At 72.8% G+C, this 18869-nt stretch carries 12 protein-coding genes and 1 tRNA gene; 10 read left to right on the forward strand and 3 right to left on the reverse strand.

The window, feature by feature from the left end:
• Window positions 1-89 precede the first annotated feature (89 nt).
• Together N4G63_RS11500 and N4G63_RS11505 are read right to left on the reverse strand one after the other, a co-directional pair.
• Window positions 90-1427, reverse strand: a complete 1338-nt coding sequence (locus N4G63_RS11500) for an HD-GYP domain-containing protein (protein ID WP_260788548.1) — start codon at window positions 1425-1427, stop codon at window positions 90-92.
• Window positions 1428-1565: 138 nt separating this feature from the next.
• Complete coding sequence (locus N4G63_RS11505) at window positions 1566-2249, reverse strand: c-type cytochrome (RefSeq protein ID WP_260788719.1); 684 nt, start codon at window positions 2247-2249, stop codon at window positions 1566-1568.
• 213 nt (window positions 2250-2462) lie between these two features.
• Here N4G63_RS11505 and N4G63_RS11510 point away from each other — a divergent pair, with 213 nt between their 5' ends.
• Entirely contained in the window at window positions 2463-3305 is an 843-nt protein-coding gene (locus tag N4G63_RS11510) for an AAA family ATPase (RefSeq protein ID WP_260788549.1), read from the forward strand.
• 50 nt (window positions 3306-3355) lie between these two features.
• Entirely contained in the window at window positions 3356-3952 is a 597-nt protein-coding gene (locus tag N4G63_RS11515) for a GNAT family N-acetyltransferase (RefSeq protein WP_260788550.1), read from the forward strand.
• A gap of 37 nt (window positions 3953-3989) precedes the next feature.
• On the opposite strand, the gene N4G63_RS11520 is transcribed toward N4G63_RS11515, so the two are convergent.
• Window positions 3990-5324 (reverse strand): GGDEF domain-containing protein, encoded by a 1335-nt coding sequence (locus N4G63_RS11520; RefSeq protein ID WP_260788551.1) that lies wholly within the window; start codon window positions 5322-5324, stop codon window positions 3990-3992.
• A gap of 107 nt (window positions 5325-5431) precedes the next feature.
• Between N4G63_RS11520 and N4G63_RS11525 the strand changes: the two genes are divergently transcribed.
• From N4G63_RS11525 to N4G63_RS11560, 8 genes are all read left to right on the forward strand, one after another.
• Complete coding sequence (locus N4G63_RS11525; protein ID WP_260788552.1) at window positions 5432-7615, forward strand: S9 family peptidase; 2184 nt, start codon at window positions 5432-5434, stop codon at window positions 7613-7615.
• A 52-nt stretch (window positions 7616-7667) separates the two neighbouring features.
• Window positions 7668-8489 carry a thioesterase family protein gene (locus N4G63_RS11530; RefSeq protein ID WP_260788553.1) on the forward strand — a complete coding sequence of 274 codons (822 nt, stop codon included), beginning with the start codon at window positions 7668-7670 and terminating at the stop codon, window positions 8487-8489.
• Between the two features lie 99 nt (window positions 8490-8588).
• Window positions 8589-9761 carry a vWA domain-containing protein gene (locus tag N4G63_RS11535; RefSeq protein ID WP_260788554.1) on the forward strand — a complete coding sequence of 391 codons (1173 nt, stop codon included), beginning with the start codon at window positions 8589-8591 and terminating at the stop codon, window positions 9759-9761.
• Window positions 9758-11653: an autotransporter assembly complex protein TamA gene (locus tag N4G63_RS11540; RefSeq protein ID WP_260788555.1), complete on the forward strand. Its 1896-nt coding sequence runs from the start codon at window positions 9758-9760 to the stop codon at window positions 11651-11653. The genes N4G63_RS11535 and N4G63_RS11540 overlap by 4 nt, the downstream gene beginning before the upstream one ends.
• 15 nt (window positions 11654-11668) lie before the next feature.
• Complete coding sequence (locus N4G63_RS11545) at window positions 11669-16138, forward strand: translocation/assembly module TamB domain-containing protein (protein ID WP_314599696.1); 4470 nt, start codon at window positions 11669-11671, stop codon at window positions 16136-16138.
• A gap of 58 nt (window positions 16139-16196) precedes the next feature.
• Window positions 16197-16271: transfer RNA gene (locus tag N4G63_RS11550), tRNA-Arg, on the forward strand.
• 335 nt (window positions 16272-16606) lie between these two features.
• Complete coding sequence (gene rsgA, locus N4G63_RS11555; protein ID WP_260788557.1) at window positions 16607-17809, forward strand: ribosome small subunit-dependent GTPase A; 1203 nt, start codon at window positions 16607-16609, stop codon at window positions 17807-17809.
• Window positions 17810-18092: 283 nt separating this feature from the next.
• The gene (locus N4G63_RS11560) at window positions 18093-18755 is read left to right on the forward strand and encodes a hypothetical protein (RefSeq protein ID WP_314599697.1); all 663 of its coding nucleotides are present in this window, start codon (window positions 18093-18095) and stop codon (window positions 18753-18755) included.
• The last annotated feature ends 114 nt before the right edge of the window (window positions 18756-18869 follow it).

Raw genomic sequence — 18869 nt, forward strand, 5'->3', positions numbered from 1 at the left:
CGCAGCGGGCCGAGCGCCGGGCCGCCCCAAGCCGGCCCGCAACCCGCCCGGCGGGTGGCCTCACGTACCCGTGAGGCCGGGTGCCCCCACTACTTGGTCTTGTTCAGCACATCGGCCCCGGCCCACATCGCATCCAGGTGCGGGAAGTTCCAGCGTCCGGTCGGCTCGCGGTCGATGATGCGGTCGGTGCCCGGGCGCGACAGGTCGAGCAGCGTTGGCGTGATCGGCATCTCGCGCCGGGTGTCGAAGAAGACCTTGACGAGGGGCGCGGTCAGCGAGTCGGGGTTCTGCTCCATCACCACCGCCAGCCGGCCCGACTCCAGCCGCACCAGCGCGCCGTTGGGGTAGATGCCCAGGCTGCGCACGAAGGCGCGGAACACGGCCGGGTCGAAATGGCCCTTCCACGAGGCCATGCGCGCCACCGACTCGGCCGGGTCCCAACCCGCCTTGTAGGGCCGGTTGGAGGTGATCGCGTCGTACACGTCGCACACCGCGCCCATGCGCGCCAGCAGCGACAGCTGCTCGGGCGGCAGCTGGTGCGGGTAGCCGGCACCGTCCATGCGCTCATGGTGGTGCAGGCACACGTCCATGGCCTGCTCGCTGGCGCCGCGCGCCTCCTGCAGCATCTCGTAGCCGCGCTCGGGATGGGTGCGGATGACGGCGAACTCCGCGTCCGTCAAGCGGGCCGGCTTGTTCAGCACCTCCAGCGGCATGGCCGCCTTGCCCAGGTCGTGCAGCAGGCCGGCCAGGCCGGCGGCGCGGCAGGTGGCGTCGTCCTGGCCCAGCTGGCGGCCCAGCGCCACCATCAGCGCGCACACCGCCACCGAGTGCATGTAGGTGTAGTCGTCGGCGGTCTTCAGCCGCATCAGGCTGACCAGCGCGCCGGGGTTGCGCGCCACCGAGTCGGTGATTTCGTCAACCAGCGGGCCGCAGCCCTCGGCGTCGAGCGCGCGGCCCATGCGCGCCTCGCTGAACAGGCCGCTCATCACCTCGCGCGAGCGCTGGTAGGTCTTGGCCGCCTGGGCCAGCTCGGCGGCCAGCTCCTGGCGCGCCGGCGGCGGCGCGGGCAGCGGTGGCGGCTCGGCGCCGCGGGCCAGCGGCTGCGGCGGCATCGGCAGGCGGATGTGGTCGGCCGCGGCAAAGGCCGCGCGCGGTGTGCGCGCGTTGGCGGCCGCCGATGGCGCGGTGGCCAGGCGCACGCCGTCAAGGCCGCCGGGTTCGGCCACGTCCAGGCCCAGCGCGGCGTCGATCCAGACCTCGCGCACGGCGCTGGCGCGCAGCTTCTTCAGATCCTCCTGGTCGCGCAGCACGAAGCGCACCTTCCAGAACGGATGATCGATCCAGTTGCCCTCCAGCGCGTGCAGGTGCATGCCCAGCCGCACCTGACTGACCGGAATACGCTTCAGGGACTTGTTGGCCGTTGTCATCGCTACCGACATTTATCGGCCCGAGGCCCCCCTGCTTGAGCCGGCCTGTGCGACGCGACGAAAAAAAACCGCAGGCCCTGCGGGCTGCGGTTTTTCGGGGTGCTGGCGGCGCAGAGGCCGCGGCGTGGATCGGGCGGGTCAGCGCAGGCGCGGCTGCGGCACCACGTGCAGGTCGCCAGGCAGCGAGGCCAGGTAGCTGCCGATGGCCTTGAGCTCGGCGCTGGTGAAGGTGTGCTTCTTCTGGCCATTGGCCTCTTGCACCACCTGGCCACGCATGGTGGCGTTGCCACGGCCCACGTTGGCATTGCCGTCGGTCTGGTAGGCGCGCAGCGTGGCGGCCAGGTAGTCGGCATGCTGGCCGGCCAGCTTGGGATACGACGGGTCGATCGGCTTGCTGAAGTTGGCGCCATGGCAGGCCACGCAGGCGGCCATGCGGTCTTTCAGGGCATCGGGCACGGGCCGGGCCAGCGCCTCGGGTGCCGGCGCGCCCACGCCCTTGGCCTGCTGCTCGTAGTAGGCGCCGAGGTCGGCCATGTCCTGCTCGGTGAGCGACGCCGCGATGGCGCGCATCGTGGGGTGCTTGCGGTCGCCCTTCTGGTAGGCCTGCAGCGAGGCCACGATGTACTTGGCACCCTGGCCCGAGATCATCGGCACCTTGTAGACCTCGGGGAAGGTGGCCTGGTAGCCGATGATGCCGTGGCAGCCGATGCACATGGCGGCCTTGCCGACACCCTTGGCGGCATCGCCGCCCTGGGTGCCCTGCGCCTGTGCGGCAACGCCCATGGCGGCCAGAGCGATGCCCGTGGTGAGCAGGCGGATCATCGAATGGAGCGCTGTTTTCATCGTCGTGGGCGGGCTGTCTCGTCGGGGAGGGGGCGGGCTACACCAGTGCGGCTGGCCGGCATTTGATGGCCGTCAACGGCTCTGCGGCGCATTATATGGGGCCACATATACTGGGCTGTCGCCCTGGTAGCTGCATGATTCCCCCAGGTTGGCAAGCTTCGGTTTCCTCCCCACACAGCCCGCCCACCACCCATGAAGTTCCAAGGCTCCGACAACTACGTCGCCACGCAAGACCTGATGCTGGCGGTCAATGCCGCCATCACGCTCAAGCGCCCGCTGCTGGTCAAGGGCGAGCCCGGCACCGGCAAGACCATGCTGGCCGAGGAGGTCTCGGCGGCGCTCGGCATGCCGCTGCTGCAGTGGCACATCAAGAGCACCACCAAGGCGCAGCAGGGCCTGTACGAATATGACGCAGTGAGCCGCCTGCGCGACAGCCAGCTGGGTGACGAGAAGGTGCGCGACATCCACAACTACATCGTCAAGGGCACGCTGTGGCAGGCCTTCACGGCCGAGCAGCCGGTGGCGCTGCTGATCGACGAGATCGACAAGGCCGACATCGAGTTTCCGAACGACCTGCTGCGTGAACTCGACCGCATGGAGTTCTATGTGTACGAGACGCGCGAGCTGATCCGCGCCAAGCACCGGCCGGTGGTGTTCATCACCTCCAACAACGAGAAGGAGCTGCCCGACGCGTTCTTGCGCCGCTGCTTCTTCCACTACATCAAGTTTCCCGACGCCGACACGATGCAGAAGATCGTCGACGTGCACTTCCCGGGGCTCAAGAAAGAGCTGCTGGGCGCGGCGATGAAAACCTTCTACGACGTGCGCAACCTGCCCGGCCTGAAGAAGAAGCCCAGCACCAGCGAGCTGATCGACTGGCTCAAGCTGCTGGTGGCCGAGGACATTCCGCTCGAGGTGCTGCAAAGCAAGGACGAGAAGGTCAGCGTGCCGCCGCTGGTGGGCGCGCTGCTGAAGAACGAGCAGGACGTGAGCCTGTTCGAGAAGCTGGTCTTCATGCAAAAGCACAACCGCTGAGCCGCCTGTCGCCGCAGCGCCTGGCAGCACCACCGGATGGGCCCGCCGTGATGAAACCTGTGATCTGCACCCCCGTCACGCTGCACGGCCCGCATGTGCGCCTGGTGCCGCTGGCAACCGAGCATGCCCCGGCGCTGTGCGAAGCCACGCGCGACGGCGAGCTGTGGAAGCTCTGGTACACCGCCATCCCCTCGCCCGAGGGCATGGCCGCCGAGATCGCCCGCCGGCTGGCACTGCAGGCCGCCGGCAGCATGCTGCCGTTCACGGTGTTCGACGCCGGCGGCCAGGCCGTGGGCATGAGCACCTTCATGAACGTGGACAACACGCACCAGCGCGTGGAGATCGGCTCGACCTGGTACGCCCATTCGGTGCAGCGCACCTTGCTCAACACCAATGCCAAGCGCCTGCTGCTGGCGCATGCCTTCGAGACGCTGGACTGCATTGCGGTGGAGTTCCGCACCCATCGCTTCAACCAGCAAAGCCGCCGCGCCATCGAGCGCCTGGGCGCGCAGCTGGACGGCATCTTGCGCAACCACCAGCGCGCTGCCAACGGCACGCTGCGCGACACGGTGGTGTACAGCATCACCGCCGATGAGTGGCCGACGGTGCGCGCGCACCTCGACTTCCAGCTGCAGCGGCCGCGCTGAGGCGCATGCCGACGCGGCCTGAGCCCAGGGCGTCTGGCTAGACGGTGTCGGCAAAGTCGGGCCGGCGCGCGCGCGGGCCGGGCAAGGTGCCGGGTGGGGGATCGGCCGGCTTCGCCACTGGCATCTTCACAGGCAACGGCACCGCTGGCGGCCGAACCGGTGCCGGCGATGACGGTGCCGCCTCCGCCGGCTGCGCAGCCAGGGTCGCCAGGCCATCCACCACCACGCGGTTGCGGCCGCCGTGCTTGGCCCGGTACAGCGCGGCGTCGGCACGCTCGATCAGCTGCGCCGGCGCCTCGTCGGCATCCTGCGCCAGGGCCACGCCGATCGACACCGTGATCTGCAGTGCCTGCTCGCGCCAGCGGGTGGACGACGCGGCCAGCTCGGCGCGCAGGCGTTCGGCCAGGCGCTCGGCGGCCGCGGCGTCGGTGCGCGGCAGCAGCACGGCAAACTCTTCGCCACCCAGGCGGCTCAGCACATCCAGCGCCCGTGACGAGCCGGTGAGCACCTGCGCCACATTGACCAGCACCGCATCACCGGCCGGGTGGCCCCAGCGGTCGTTGACCTGCTTGAAATGGTCGATGTCGATCATCAGCACCGCATAGCCCTCGCCGTGGCGGCTGAGCCAGCGGTGCTGGGCGCGCAGCTGGCGCAGCCACTCCACGCGGTTGAGCAGGCCGGTCAGCGCGTCGCGCTGCGACAGCTCGCGCAGCTGGCCCACCAGGCGCATCACCACCATCGCGGCCATCGAGCCGTGCAGCATCAGCATGGCCACCAGCAGCAGCAGGGCCACGGCCACATGCAGCGGGGCGTCCACATGGATCGGCCGCGCCGGTGCCACCACCATCGACACCAGGCGCAGCGCCGCCATCAGCAGCGTGAGACCCATCGGCGCCACCAGGGCCAGGGCGCGGCGGCGGTCGAACTCGGCGCAAAGCGCCTGGTAGCCCGCCACCGTGGCGCGCGCCAGCACCCACAGCAGCGCCAGCGTGGTGCCACCGGCCTGCAGGCGAACGCCGGCCGGCTGCTGCTGATGCGGCATGGCCAGCAGCGCACACAGGCACAGCAGGGCCACCACCACCAGGGCCTCGCGGTCGGCCAGCGGCAGACCGAGAAACAGCCGCATGCCGCGCGCCAGCGCCAGCGCGGTGCCCAGCATCGCCAGGTTGCTGATCGGGATGCCCCAGGGCCCGGGCATGGCATCGCGCAGCAGCACCAGGGCCATGGTGGCCGCGCACAGCAGGCCCGAGACCAGCCAGTGCCAGGCCGGCCGGCGCGGCAGCTGCATGGCCCAGATGCCCATGCCCCAGGCGCAGGCCACGCCCAGCTGCAGCAACAGCACGGTCAGCAGGAGCAGGGCGACGTTTCCCATCATCGCCCGCGATATCGGCGCGCCGGCTGCCAACTTGAGCACAGCCCAGGCCCCCGGGCCGGGCCCCGGCTGTGGGTCACAATCCATCGCATCCACCTGGAGAGTCCATGGCGCGTCGCACACCGATCACGGTTGAACACCTCTGGCAGATGCAGCGCCTGGGCGCACCGAGCCTGTCGCCCGACGGTGCCCAGGCGGTGGTGGCGCTGGCCTCGTACGCGATGGACGACAACCGTGCCGAAAGCGCGCTGTGGCTGCTGTCCACGCTGGGCGGTGCGCCGCGCCGGCTGACCCAGTGCGGCGAGAAGGACGGCCAGCCGCGCTTCTCGCCCGACGGCCACCAGGTGGGCTTCGTGGCGCGGCGCGAGCAGCAGGGCAAGAAGGACGAGTCGCCGCAGTTCTACCTGATCCCGGTGGACGGCGGCGAGGCCCGGCGCGTGGGCGAGGTGGCCACCGGCGTGGAGGCCTTTCGCTGGTGCCCCGACGGCAAGCGCATCGTGTTCGTGTCGTGGGTGTGGCCCGACCTCAAGGGCAACAAGGCCCAGGCCCAGGCCATGAAGGCCCAGCGCGAGCGCAAGGAAACCGGCTACGCCACCGCCGATGCGCTGTACCGGCACTGGGATCATTTCGTGCCTCAGGGCCGCGTGCCGCACCTGCATGTGATGGATGTGGCCAGCGGCCGCGTGCGCGACCTGTTCGAGGGCACCGATCTCGAGCTGGGCCGCGCCGAGCCCGGCAGTGACTGCTTCGACATCTCACCCGACGGCAAGCGCGTGGTGTTCGCCTACGACCCGGCGCCCGACAAGCGCCAGGACGGCCGCTTTGCGCTGGCCGAGCTCGAGATCGCCAGCGGCCGCGTGGCCACCGTGGCGCAAGACCTGGCCTGGGACCTGAGCTCGCCGCGTTATGCGCCCGATGGCGAGCAGCTGGCCTTCATCGCCAGCCACCAGGCCCTGACCCACACCGCGCCGGGCCAGCTGGCGATCTGCCGGCGCGGTGAGGCCTTCGAGGTGGTGAGCGGCGCCTGGGATCACGCCGTGCAGGCCCCGCTGCTGTGGGAAGACGATGCCGGCGCGCTGCTGCTGGGCGCCGAGGAGCGTGGCCGCCGCCACCTGTGGCGCTTCAGCCTGGCCGACCGGCGCGCCGAGCGCGTGGTGTCGGGCGGCTGGGTGCAGGCCTTCGACAAGACCGCCGGCACCCTGGTGACCGTGGCCGATGCGGCCGACCACCCGGCCCGGGCCACGGCGCATCTGCCCGGCCAGCCGCCGCGCCGCATCGAGCACTTCAACGACGCACTGATGGCCCAGCTGGCGCTTGGCCGGCACGAGGAGATCAGCGTCACCGGCGCGCAGGGCGATGCGGTGCAGGTGTGGCTGTTCTACCCGCCCGACTTCGATGCCAGCAAGCAGTACCCGCTGCTGCAGGTCATCCACGGCGGCCCGCACACGGCGGTGGGCGACGGCTTTCACTACCGCTGGAACAACCCGGTGTTCGCCGCTGCCGGCCATGTGGTGGCGGTGGTCAACTACCACGGCTCCAGCAGCTTCGGCCATGCCTTCCTCGACAGCATCACCCACCGCTGGGGCGAGCTCGAGCTGCAGGACATCGAGGCCGCCACCACCGAGCTGCTCAAGCGCCCCTACATCGACCCGCGGCGCGTGTACGCCACCGGCGGCAGCTATGGCGGCTTCATGGTGGCCTGGATGAACGCGCACGTGCCGGCCGGACGTTATGCCGCCTACGTGTGCCATGCCGGCTGCTTTGACTGGGTGGGCATGTTTGCCGACGATGCCTGGGCCTGGCATGCCAAGGAGCTGGGCGGCTGGTACTGGGACGACATGGCCCGCGTGCACGCCCAGAGCCCGCACGCCCATGCCGGCAGCATGGCCACACCCACGCTGGTGATCCATGGCGCGCTCGACTACCGCGTGCCCGATGCCCAGGGCCTGGCCTACTACAACACGCTCAAGGCCCTGGGCGTGCCGGCCCGGCTGCTGTGGTACCCCGACGAAAACCACTGGATCCTCAAGCCGCACAACAGCCGCCAGTGGTACCGCGAATTTTTTGCCTGGCTGGGCGTGCACCGCCTGCCCGATGGCAACGGCCGCACCCGCCGCGCCGCCGATGCACCGGCCAAGGCCGCCGGGGCGGCTGCCAGGCCGGCCCCGAAGCTCGCCGGCAGGCCTGCATCCAAGACCGCATCCAAAGCCGCATCCAAAGCCGCATCCAGGCCCGAGATTAAGCCCGAAACCAAGCCGGCGCTCCGGGCCACGCGCAAGGCGCGCGCCTGAGCGGCCACCCCGCCCCGGCCGGCCCTGCGCCAAGCGCCCTGCATCCGCTGCCATGACCCCACCCACCGAGCCCACCGACGCGCTGCCGCCCGCGGCCTACACCGTGCTGTCGCCGCGCCTGGTGCGCGCCAGCGCCCTGACCCGCGGCCCCTGGGACCCGCAGCACCAGCATGCCGGCCCGCCGATCGCCATGGTCTGCCGCGCCATCGAGGCGGTGGCGCAAGAGCATGGGCTGGGCCACATCGCGCGGCTCACCGCCAACCTGCTGCGGCCGGTGCCCATCACCGAGCTGGAGATCGAGGTCAGCACCGACTACGCCGGGCGCAACGCCGCGCACTACTCGGCCCGGCTGTGGGGCGCCGGCAAGGAGCTGGCGCGCTTTACCGCGCTGGCCCAGCGCGAGAGCGAGACCCCGCTGCCGGCCGCGCTGGACGGCCACCCGCTGCCGCAGGCGCCGCTGCCGCCGGCCGACAGCGCGCCCATCCGCATGCCCTTCAACCAGCGCATCGGCTATGCCGATCTGGTGGAGAACCGCGTGGCCAGCGGCCACTTCTTTGGCGGCCGCTGTGCCGCCTGGTTCAGGCTGCGCCACCCGCTGGTGGCCGGTGAAGCGGCCAGCGGCTACCAGCGCGTGGCGGTGGCCGCCGATTCGGGCAACGGCATCTCGGCGGTGCTGGATTTTGCGCAGTACAGCTTCGTCAACTCAGACCTCAGCATCCACCTGCTGCGCCGACCGGTGGGCGAGTGGGTCTGCGTGGATGCGCGCACCCTGCTGGCGCCCAACGGCTGCGGCCTGGCCGAATCACAGCTGTTCGACGAGCTCGGCCTGATCGGCCGTGCCGCGCAAAGCCTGGCGGTGCGCGCGCGCGGCTGAGCGCCGCGCCGGTGTAGCGCAGCGGACGCGCTGCCAGGGGCGATTGTTGGATACTGGCCGCTGGCATCGGCCACCCCACCCCGGCCTGAAGGACACACCGTGCTGATCAGCTTCTTCTACACCCTGCGCGCGGCCAAGCTGCCGGTCTCGGTCAAGGAGTTCCTGACGCTGCTCGAGGCGGTGAAGGCCGGCGTCATCGACCCCTCGGTCGACCAGTTCTACTACCTGGCGCGCACCGCGCTGGTGAAGGACGAGGTGCACTTCGACAAGTTCGACCGCGCCTTCGGTGCCTACTTCAAGGGCGTGGAGATGGTGGCCGACTTCACCCAGGAAGTGCCGCTCGAATGGCTGCGCAAGAACCTCGAACTCGAGCTCAGCCCCGAGGACAAGGCCAAGATCGAGAAGATGGGCTGGGACGAGCTGATGGAGACGCTGAAGAAGCGCTTCGAAGAGCAGAAAGAGCGCCACGAGGGCGGCAGCAAGTGGATCGGCACCGGTGGCACCAGCCCGTTCGGGGCCTACGGTGTCAACCCGCAGGGCATCCGCATCGGCCAGGACAAGGGCCGCAACAAGAGTGCCGTGAAGGTGTGGGATCAGCGCGCCTACAAGGACTACGACGACTCGCTCGAGCTCGGCACGCGCAACATCAAGGTGGCCCTGCGCCGGCTGCGCCGCTTTGCGCGCGAAGGCAACGAACTCGAGCTGGCGCTCGACGACACCATCCAGGCCACCGCAGCCAACGCCGGCATGCTCGACATCAAGATGATTCCCGAGCGGCACAACAAGGTGAAGGTGCTGCTGCTGATGGACGTGGGCGGCACGATGGACGAGCACATCCACCGCGTCGAAGAGCTTTTCTCGGCCACCAAGAGCGAGTTCAAGCACCTGGAGTTCTACTACTTCCACAACTGCGTCTATGACTTCATGTGGAAGAACAACCGCCGGCGCTTCAGCGAGAAGACCCCCACCTGGGACATCATCCGCAAGTACAACAAGGACTACAAGCTGATCTTCGTGGGCGACGCGACGATGAGCCCCTACGAGATCCTGCAGCCCGGCGGCAGCGTCGAATACAACAACGAGGAGCCGGGTGCCGAATGGATCCAGCGCCTCACGCAGGCCTTTCCCAAGTACGCGTGGATCAACCCCGAGCCCCAGGGCGTCTGGCAGTACCGCCAGAGCATTGCCATCATGCAGCAGCTGACCCAGCAGCGCATGTTTCCGCTCAGCCTGGCGGGCCTGGAAGGGGCCATGCGCTTGCTCAGCAAGTGAGCCTGCTGCGCCGCGCCGCCTCGGCGCTGCCGGCCTTGGCGGTGCTGTCGGCCCTGTCAGCGCTGGGCGGCTGCGCCCTGCTGGCGCCGGCCACCGCACCGGCGCCCGCAGTGACGCCCGCGCCCGCAGCGGCGCTTGCCCCCGCGCCTGACACCGCCGCCGCGCGCGCGGCGGCGGCGCCGGCGGCCAGCGCGCGGGTGCTGATCGACGCGCCGTCGGCCTTGCGGCCGCTGCTCGAGCGCCACCTCGACATCGTGCGCCTGCAAGAGCTGCCCGATGACGAGACCCTGGGCGCCACCGAGTGGGCGCGGCTGATCGCCGCCACCCCGGCCCAGGTGCGCGAGCTGCTGCAGACCGAGGGCTACTTCGACCCGCGGGTCACGGTGCAGCGCCTCGATGGCACGCCGGCCCATGTGCAGGTGTCGGTGCAGCCGGGCACGCGGGTGCGCATCGGCAGCCTGCGCCTGGATTTCGAGGGCGAGCTGAGCCAGCGCCTGGACGCCGGCGATGCCGATGCGCTGGCGCTGCGCGCCGCGCTCGAGGCCCTGGGCCGGCCGGTGGCCGATGCGCCCTTTCGCAACCCGGCCTGGGCCGACACCAAGCAGGCCCTGGTGGGCCGCTTGCGCGCGGCCGGTTATGCCGGTGCCCTGCTCAATGGCAGCAATGCCGACATCGATCTGGCCACGCAGCGTGCGGCGCTGTTCGTGGTGCTCGACAGCGGCCCGCTGTTTCGCGCCGGCGAGGTGCAGGTGCGCGGCCTGGCGGCGCACGATGCGCAGACGGTGCGCCACCTGGCCGGTTTCAGCGCCGGCGCGCCGCTCACCGAGGTGCGTCTGCTCGAGTACCAGGAGCGCCTGCTGCAGACCGGCCTGTTCGATGCGGTGAGCGTGGGCTTCGACCCCGCGGCCAGCGGTGCCGCGGCAGCCCCGGTGCTGGTGCGCGTGACCGAGAAGCCGCTGCGGCAGGCCACCGTGGGCCTGGGCTACAGCGCCAACACCGGGCCGCGCGCCACGCTCGAGCACCACCACCGCCGCCTGCTGGGCCGCCCGCTCACGGCCTACAACAAGCTCGAATGGGGCCGCGACAGCCAGACCTGGAGCGGCGATCTGCTGACCCATCCGGCGCAAGGCTTCTACCGAAACCTGCTGGGCGTGCAGATCGAGCGCGTGAAGAGCGACACCGACATCGTGCTCTCGCAGCGCCTGCGCCTGGGCCGGACGCAGGACACGCCGCAGTTCGAGCGCCTGCTGTTCGCCGAGCTGCTGCGCTCGCGCCAGAGCGACGCCGCCGGCGTGTCCACCGCCGAGGCGCTGTCGGCCAACCTGCACCTGGTGTGGCGCCAGCTCGACAGCCAGACCCTGCCCACGCGCGGCTACAGCCTGTCGGTGCAAAGCGGCGCCGGCCAGGCCCGGGCGGGCAGCGGCCACGGCCCGTTCGGCCGGCTCTACGGCCGCTTCACCGGCTACCTGCCGCTGGGTGCGCAGTGGTACGGCCAGGCGCGCCTGGAAGCCGGCCAGGTGATCAAGCGCGAGCAGCAGGTGGTGCCCGACGCACTGGGCTTTCGCGCCGGTGGCGACGACTCGGTGCGCGGCTACGGCTACCGCGAACTGGCGCCGGTGGACGCCAGCGGCAACACCATCAGCGGCTCGCTGCTGCTGACCAGCAGCCTGGAGCTGGCGCGTCCGGTGTCGCCCGCGCTGCCGGCGGTGTGGGGCGCGGTGTTTGTCGATGCCGGGCGCGCGGTCGACCGCTGGACCGACTACAGCGCCGCCTGGGGCTACGGCGTGGGCGTGCGCTGGCGCAGCCCGATCGGCCCGCTGCGCGCCGACCTGGCCTATGGCCAGGAGCTGCGCCGCCTGCGCCTGCACATGTCGGTCGGCATCGCCTTCTGAGCGCGCCCGCAGGCCATGAACACGCCCCCCGATCCCGCCGCCAGCGCGGCCGCGCCGGTGCTGCCGCCCACGGTGCCTGCACCTGCACCTGCACCTGCACCTGAAGCGGCCACGGCCCAGGCCCCGGCACCACGCCGGCGCTGGCTGGCCATCACGCTGGCCAGCCTGGCCGTGCTGCTGGCCGGCCTGGTGGGCAGCGGTGCCTGGTGGTGGCAGCGCCCGGCCAGCCTGCCCTGGCTGCTGGCCCAGGTGCCGGGCCTGCAGGTGCAGGGTGTGCATGGCACACCGGGCACCGCCACCTGGCGCATCGACCGGCTCGACTGGACCCTGCCCGGCCAGGCCGGCACGCTGCACATCCAGCAGCTGGTGCTGCGGCGCGACACCCTCACCTGGCAGCCGCACGCCGGCGCCTGGGTGGGCCTGCGCCTGGGCGAGGTGTCGGCCGCGCAACTGCACTACCGCAGCGGCCCGCCGTCCACCACGCCCATCACCGCGCCCACCCAGCTGGCACTGCCGCTGGTGCTGCAGATCGACCGGCTGCAGATCGGCAGCCTGCAGATCGATGCCCAGCCGCCACTGCAGCAGGTGCAGGCCCGGCTGCACCTGGGCGCCGGCGCCGGGGCGCGGCACCGCCTCGAGCTGCAGTCCGCCACGCTGGAGCAGCTGCACCTGAGCGGCCAGGCGCAGATCGACAGCGCCGCGCCGCTCAACACCCGGCTGCAGCTCGCCGCACAGGGCGCCACACGCGGCCCAGGTGGCCACAACCTGCCCTGGCAGGCGCGTGCCGAGGCCACCGGCCCGCTGGCCCGGCTGGCCCTCACGCTGCAGCTGCAGGGTGCGGCCACCGAACCCGCCACCGCGGCGGCCCAGGCGGCGCACCCGCCGCCGCGGCTGCAGGCCCGCGCCACCGTCACGCCCTTTGCGGCCTGGCCCTTGGCAGCGCTGCAGTTCGAGACCCAGGCGCTCGATCTGGCCGCGCTGTCGCCGCGCCTGCCCGGCACCCACCTGAACGGCCAGGCCACGGTGGCCAGCGACGGCCTCGACCGCCCGGCGCGGCTGCAGCTGCGGCTGGACAACCAGCGCCCCGCCGCCTGGCACCTGGGCGGCTTGCCGCTGCGCAGCCTGCAGGCCGAGGCCAGCGCCACGCCGCGCCAGCCCGACCGTCTGGCGCTCAGCCGGTTCACGCTGCAGCTGGCCGACGCCCAGGGCGCGGCCGGGCAGCTCAGCGGCCAGGGCCACTGGCAAGGCGCACAGGCACACCTTGACCTGCAGCTCGACGACGTGGCGCCCGCGCGCCTGGACCAGCGCGCCGCACCGATGCGCCTGAGCGGCCCGCTGTCGCTCACGCTCAGCGGCCTGGGCCAGGCTGGTGCCACGCCCAGCGTCAGCTTCGACACCCGCCTCACCGGCCGGCTGCAGGCAGGCCGCCTGCCCGCCGGCACAGCGACGGCCGAGGTGCAGCTGCGTGCGGTGGGCGAAGCCAGCGCCAGCCACCTGCTGCTGCGCGAGGCCGCCCTGCGCTCGGGCCCGACCAGCGCCCAGGCCACGCTGAACCTGCGCAGCGAGCCGCGCGGCTGGCGCGTGCAGGGCAGCGGCCGCTTAGATGGCTTTGACCCGCTGCCCTGGTGGCCGGGCACACCCGGCTCGGTGTGGCAGCGCGGCCCGCACCGCCTGGCCGGCCGGCTCGAGGCCGACCTGCTGTGGCCGACCAGCACTGCCGCCGCCACCGGCACCACCACCCGCGCCACCCCCCAGGCCGCACGCAGCGGCGCCGCGCCCTCGGCCGCCTCGGGCACGCCCCCGGCCGAGTTGCTGGCCCGCCTGCCGGCGCTGCAGGGCCGTGCCGCGCTGACCCTGGCCGACAGCCTGCTGGCCGGCGTGCCGCTGGCCGGGCAGCTCACGCTCGATGGCAACACCGCCCGGCCGCAGCTCGACGCCAGCCTCACCGCCGCCGGCAACCGGCTGGCGCTGCGCTGGCAAAGCGGCGCCACGCCCACCGACGATCAGGCCCGGCTCGATTGGCAAGGCCCGCAGCTGGCCGCACTGGCGCCCTGGGGCGCCTGGCTGGCCGAGGCCTGGCCGGCCAGCGCCGGCCTGTGGCCACGCGCCGGCAGCCTGCACGGCAGCCTGCAGCTGCGCGGCCGCTGGCCGGCGCTGCAGGCCACCGAGGGCCAGTGGCAGGCCGACGCCCTGGCCACGCGCGCGGCCACCTTGCAGTCGGGCCAGCTGAGCTGGCGCAGCGGCGCCGATATCGACGCCCCCTTGCAGCTGCAGCTGCAACTGCGCCAGCTGGCCGCGGGTGCGCAACGCCTGGAGCGCCTGGAGGCGCGCGCCGACGGCAGCCTGCGCGAGCACACGCTCAGGCTGCAGGCCGACAGCCCGGTGCGGCCTCCGGCCTGGACCGAGCCGCTGATCGGCAGCCCCGGCACCGGCACCCGCATCGAGCTCGAATCGCGCGGCCGCTGGCTGCCCGAGGCCGATGGCGGCGTCCGCTGGCAGGCCCAGGCGGTGCGCCTGCGCGGCGCCGCACGCCCGGCCCATGCCGCCCCTGGCAGCGCCAGCGCGGCCACCGCCACCGCCAACAGCGCGGCCGGCGCCCGCACCTGGCTCGACGCCCAATGGCCGCTGGCCGAGCTGCGGCTCGACCGCGGGCTGCGGCCGCTGGCCTTCGATGCCGGGCCCGGCCGGGTGCAGCTGGCCAGCACCGGCCTGCAGTGGCAGCAGCTGCGCTGGCAGGCCGCGGGTGCCGGCACACGCCATCCCGAGGGGCTGTGGGAGCTGCGCGGCACGCTCGACACCATCGACGTGGCCAGCCTGCTGCAGAAGCTGCAGCCCGAGATCGGCTGGAGCGGCCAGCTCACGCTGGGCGGCCGGGTGGAGATCCGCCTGGCCGAGCAGCTGGATGCCGACATCGTGCTCGAGCGCGGCGGCGGCGATCTGACCATCACCGACGAGCTGGGCCAGAGCCAGAGCCTGGGCCTCAGCGAGCTGCGCCTGGCGCTCAGCGCCCACGACGGCCTGTGGCAGTTTGCCCAGGGCCTGGCCGGCCGCAGCATCGGCGCCATGGCCGGTGCCCAGGTGCTGCGCACCGACCCGCGCCTGCGCTGGCCCGGCCGCGACGCCACGCTGCAGGGCGTGCTCGAGGCGCAGGTGGCCAACCTGGGCGCCTGGGGCACCTGGGTGCCACCGGGCTGGCGCCTGGCCGGGCAGCTGCACACCAGCGCCAGCTTTGGCGGCACGCTGGGCGCGCCACAGGTCAATGGCCGCATGAGCGGCAGCGGCATCGCGGTGCGCCACCTGCTGCAGGGCATCCAGCTGCAGGACGGCGAGCTGGCCATCACGCTGGATGGCGACAAGGCGCGCATCGAACGCCTGCAGTTCAAGGGCGGCGAAGGCGGCACGCTGGCGCTCAGCGGCCAGGCCACGCTGGGTGCCACGCCGGCGGCCACGCTGGACCTGGTGGCCGAGCGCTTTCGCCTGATCGGCCGGGTGGATCGCCGCCTGCTCACCAGCGGCCGCGCCCAGGCCCGGCTCGACGCCGAGCAACTGGCGGTGGAGGGCGACTTCCGCATCGACGAGGGCCTGTTCGACATCAGCCGCGGCGAAGCGCCCGCGCTCGACGACGACGTGCGCGTGCACCGCGGCGGCGACACGGTGGCGGCCCCGACCAGCGCATCCACCAGCGCATCCACCGGCGCCCCCACCAGCGCCCCCACCACCGCCACCGCCCCTGAGGCCGCCACGGCTGGCAGCAGGGCCGCCGCCGTGCCGGCATCGTTGCGCCAGACCCGCCTGGCGCTGCGCGTGGATCTGGGCGAGCGCCTGCGCCTGCGCGGGCGCGGCATCGACACCGGCCTGCGCGGCAAGCTGCAGATCTCCAGCCCGGGCGGCCGGCTGGCGCTCAACGGCACCGTGCGCGCCGAGGGCGGCCAGTACGCGGCCTATGGCCAGAAGCTCGACATCCGCCGCGGCGAGGTGCGCTTCTCGGGCGCGCTCGACAACCCGGCGATCGATGTGCAGGCCATCCGCCCCAACCTGGATGTGCTGGTGGGCGTCTCGCTGACCGGCACCGCGCAGGCGCCCCGCATCCGCCTGTTCAGCGAGCCCGACCTGAGCGACTACGAAAAACTCTCCTGGCTGGTGCTGGGCCGCAGCTCCGACGGCCTGGGCCGCACCGACACCGCGCTGCTGCAGCGCGCTGCGCTGGCGCTGCTGTCGGGCGACGGCCAGGCGCCCACCGACACCCTGCTCGACACGCTGGGCCTGACCGACTTCTCGGTGCGCCAGACCGAGGGCGACGTGCGCGACACCGTCATCAGCCTGGGCAAGCAGCTGTCGCGGCGCTGGTACCTGGGCTACGAGCGCAGCGTCAACAGCACGGCCGGCACCTGGCAGCTGATCTACCGCATCGCCCAGCGCTTCACGCTGCGCGCGCAATCGGGCAGCGAGAACGCGGTCGACCTGATCTGGTCCTGGCGCTGGTGAGCGCCGGCCGCGGCGGCCTGGCACAGGCAGCGCCCATGCGAGAATCCGCGCCGCGTGTGCCGCCGTAGTTCAATGGATAGAACGAGCGCCTCCTAAGCGCTAGATGTGGGTTCGATTCCCGCCGGAGGCACCATGGCCCGCCCCAGCCCGCCGCCACCGGGCGCGCACGGCTTGACCGGGCCACCCCGCTGCGCCACAGTGGCGCCCTCGATCCACCCACCGAAGGAGACTGCCATGGAAACGACCCCTGACCTTGCCTTCGCGTGGGCTTGCCTGCCGGCCCTGCCGCGCCGCCGCGCCTGACCCAGCGGCGGGTCGACTGACCCGCCACCCCGTCCCGTGATGGGTATTGGCCGTCGCCACGACGGCCTGCTGCGCGAGCCCCACGCCCGCTCTCCACCCCTTGTTCCGTGCCCCTCGGGCACGCGGGTGGCGTGCGCCTGCGCGCCGCCCCATCACGAGCACGACATGATCGATTCAGACTCCCTGGCCCGACTGCGCCGCATCGGGCTCACCCAGGTGTTGCTGCAACAGCTGGCCGCCTGGCAAGCCGACGGCGCGCCCGCCGACGCGCTGACCACACCGGCAACGGCCGGCCCAGGCCCCGGCCCCGCCGCCGACCCCGGCGCCGCCGCACCACCGCCGGCCGCCGGCCCATCGCCCGACGCCTCACCGTGCCCCGCACTGCATCTGCGCCGCGTGGTCGAGGTGCAGCGCGAGCACGTGCTGCTGCACGACGGCGAAGCCACCACCACCGCACGGCCGCTGCCGCGGCTGATCGTCGCGCTGCAGCAGCAGGCCGACGCATTGGCCGTGGGCGACTGGGTGCTGGCCCAGCCCGACGCCTGGCAGCACTGGTGGGTGCATGCCCGCGTGCCGCCCAGCAACCAGATCACCCGCCGCCTGCACGACGGGCGCGACAAGCTGGCGCGCCTGGTCATCGTCAGCAACGTCGACACCGCGCTGCTGACCATGGGCCTCGACCACGACTTCAGCCTGCGCCGGCTGGAGCGCTATGTGACCCTGGTGCGCCTGGCCGGCGTGGACGCGGTGGTGGTGCTGACCAAGGCCGACCTGTGCCCCGACGTCGACAGCCGGCTGGCCGCCGTGCGCGCCATGCTGCCGCGCGACACCGAGGCCCTGGCGGTGGACGGCCAGCAGGCCGCCGCGGCGCAGGCGCTGGCGCCCTGGCTGGGGGCCGGCCGCACGCTGGTGCTGCTGGGCTCCAGCGGCGCGGGCAAGAGCACGCTCACCAACACGCTGTGCGGCGCCGCGCTGCAGGACACCGGCGCCACACGCCAGGGCGACGGCCGCGGGCGCCACACCACCACGGCGCGCAGCCTGCACCTCACCGGCTGTGGCGCCTGCATCATCGACACACCGGGGCTGCGCACGCTGCGCCTGGACACCGACGAGGCGGCGCTGGGCGAGGTGTTCGGCGATGTGGCGGCGCTGGCCACACAGTGCCGGTTCCGCGACTGCCAGCACGAGAACGAGCCGGGCTGCGCGGTGCGTGCCGGCCTGCCGGCCGAGCGCCTGCGCAGCTTCCACAAACTGCGCCGCGAGGCCCAGCGCGACACCCTCAGCGCGCTGGAGCGCAAGCGCCAGCTGTCGGAGTGGAAGGCGCGTGGCCGCGCCGGTCAGGCCCGCGCCAAAGAAAAGCGCGCATGAGTCGCCCGTGCCCCCCGGCCTGCCGCAGCGGCCTGGGCACCCGCGACGGCAACGCGGGGCCGCTGCATCCGGTGCGCGCCGTCGCGCGTATCCGCCGGCATGTCCAAGCGATCGCCCGCCCCACCGTCAGCCTGCCGCGCCACGGCCCCAGGCGGCAGGATGTCATCGCCTGGCCACGGGGCCGCGGGCACAATCGGCCGCACCGTGTTCCAGCACCCCGTCATCCCCTGCGCCATGCACCGCGTGGCCCACCGGCCGCTTGTGGCCTGAGCCTCGGCACGCCATGCGCCGCCCTGCCCGCCAGCAGCCCATGCCGCCGCGCCCCGCCCTGGCCGGGCATCGCGCACGGGCCAGCCATCCCGCGCTGCTGTGCCTGCTGGTCGCCGCACTGTGGGTGTACGCCTGCTCGGCGGCCACGCTGCGCGTCGTGGGCCCGGCGCACTGGCATGCACCGGCCGCGCAAGGCGCCGGCGTGTGGCAGTCGGGTGCCCAGGCGCTGGCACCGGCGTTCAGCTCATTGCAGGGCTGGCTGGGCCAGATCCGCGCGCTGAGTGACCGCGCCCACGACAGCGCGCATGCGCTGGGCCTGGCGGTGCAGGGCCATGGCCATGCGCACGGCAAAACGCCTGCCCAGGCCACCAGCACCAACGCCAGCGCCAGCGCCAGCGCGCCAACGCACGCACATGCCGGCGTGCTGCGCCACTGGCACGAGGCCGACGACCGCAGCGTGCGCGCCGTCGGCCCCTCGCCCAGCCCGGCCGCGGCGACAACGCTGGCCGATCTGGAGGCCGCCGCCGCCATCGGTGCCGCCACGCTGTTGCCGGCGCTCGGCCCCTGCTGCCTGTGGCCGCCCGGGTCGCTGGCCAACGGCCGCTGGCCCGCAAGCCAGGCCGCGCCCTGGCGCAGCGCCCTGCCCTTGCCGCCCATCGACCCGCCAATCGCCTGATTGGGTGCTGTGCGCCTGGCGGCCAGGGCCCTGACCCCGGCGCCGGCGCATGCCGGCCGCTGCGCGCACCGCGTGGCGGCCCACAACCCGGCTTGCCCACCGCCCGCCCCGCGT

The sequence above is a fragment of the Aquabacterium sp. OR-4 genome (genome assembly GCF_025290835.2).
GTDB lineage: Bacteria > Pseudomonadota > Gammaproteobacteria > Burkholderiales > Burkholderiaceae_C > Pseudaquabacterium.

What these genes read in the sequence shown, in the direction of transcription:
- N4G63_RS11500 (WP_260788548.1), bottom strand. Translation starts at nt 1,427, where the DNA reads ATGACAACGGCCAACAAGTCCCTGAAGCGTATTCCGGTCAGTCAGGTG.
- N4G63_RS11505 (WP_260788719.1), bottom strand. Translation starts at nt 2,249, where the DNA reads ATGATCCGCCTGCTCACCACGGGCATCGCTCTGGCCGCCATGGGCGTT.
- N4G63_RS11510 (WP_260788549.1), top strand. Translation starts at nt 2,463, where the DNA reads ATGAAGTTCCAAGGCTCCGACAACTACGTCGCCACGCAAGACCTGATG.
- N4G63_RS11515 (WP_260788550.1), top strand. Translation starts at nt 3,356, where the DNA reads ATGAAACCTGTGATCTGCACCCCCGTCACGCTGCACGGCCCGCATGTG.
- N4G63_RS11520 (WP_260788551.1), bottom strand. Translation starts at nt 5,324, where the DNA reads ATGGGAAACGTCGCCCTGCTCCTGCTGACCGTGCTGTTGCTGCAGCTG.
- N4G63_RS11525 (WP_260788552.1), top strand. Translation starts at nt 5,432, where the DNA reads ATGGCGCGTCGCACACCGATCACGGTTGAACACCTCTGGCAGATGCAG.
- N4G63_RS11530 (WP_260788553.1), top strand. Translation starts at nt 7,668, where the DNA reads ATGACCCCACCCACCGAGCCCACCGACGCGCTGCCGCCCGCGGCCTAC.
- N4G63_RS11545 (WP_314599696.1), top strand. Translation starts at nt 11,669, where the DNA reads ATGAACACGCCCCCCGATCCCGCCGCCAGCGCGGCCGCGCCGGTGCTG.
- rsgA (WP_260788557.1), top strand. Translation starts at nt 16,607, where the DNA reads ATGATCGATTCAGACTCCCTGGCCCGACTGCGCCGCATCGGGCTCACC.
- N4G63_RS11560 (WP_314599697.1), top strand. Translation starts at nt 18,093, where the DNA reads ATGCGCCGCCCTGCCCGCCAGCAGCCCATGCCGCCGCGCCCCGCCCTG.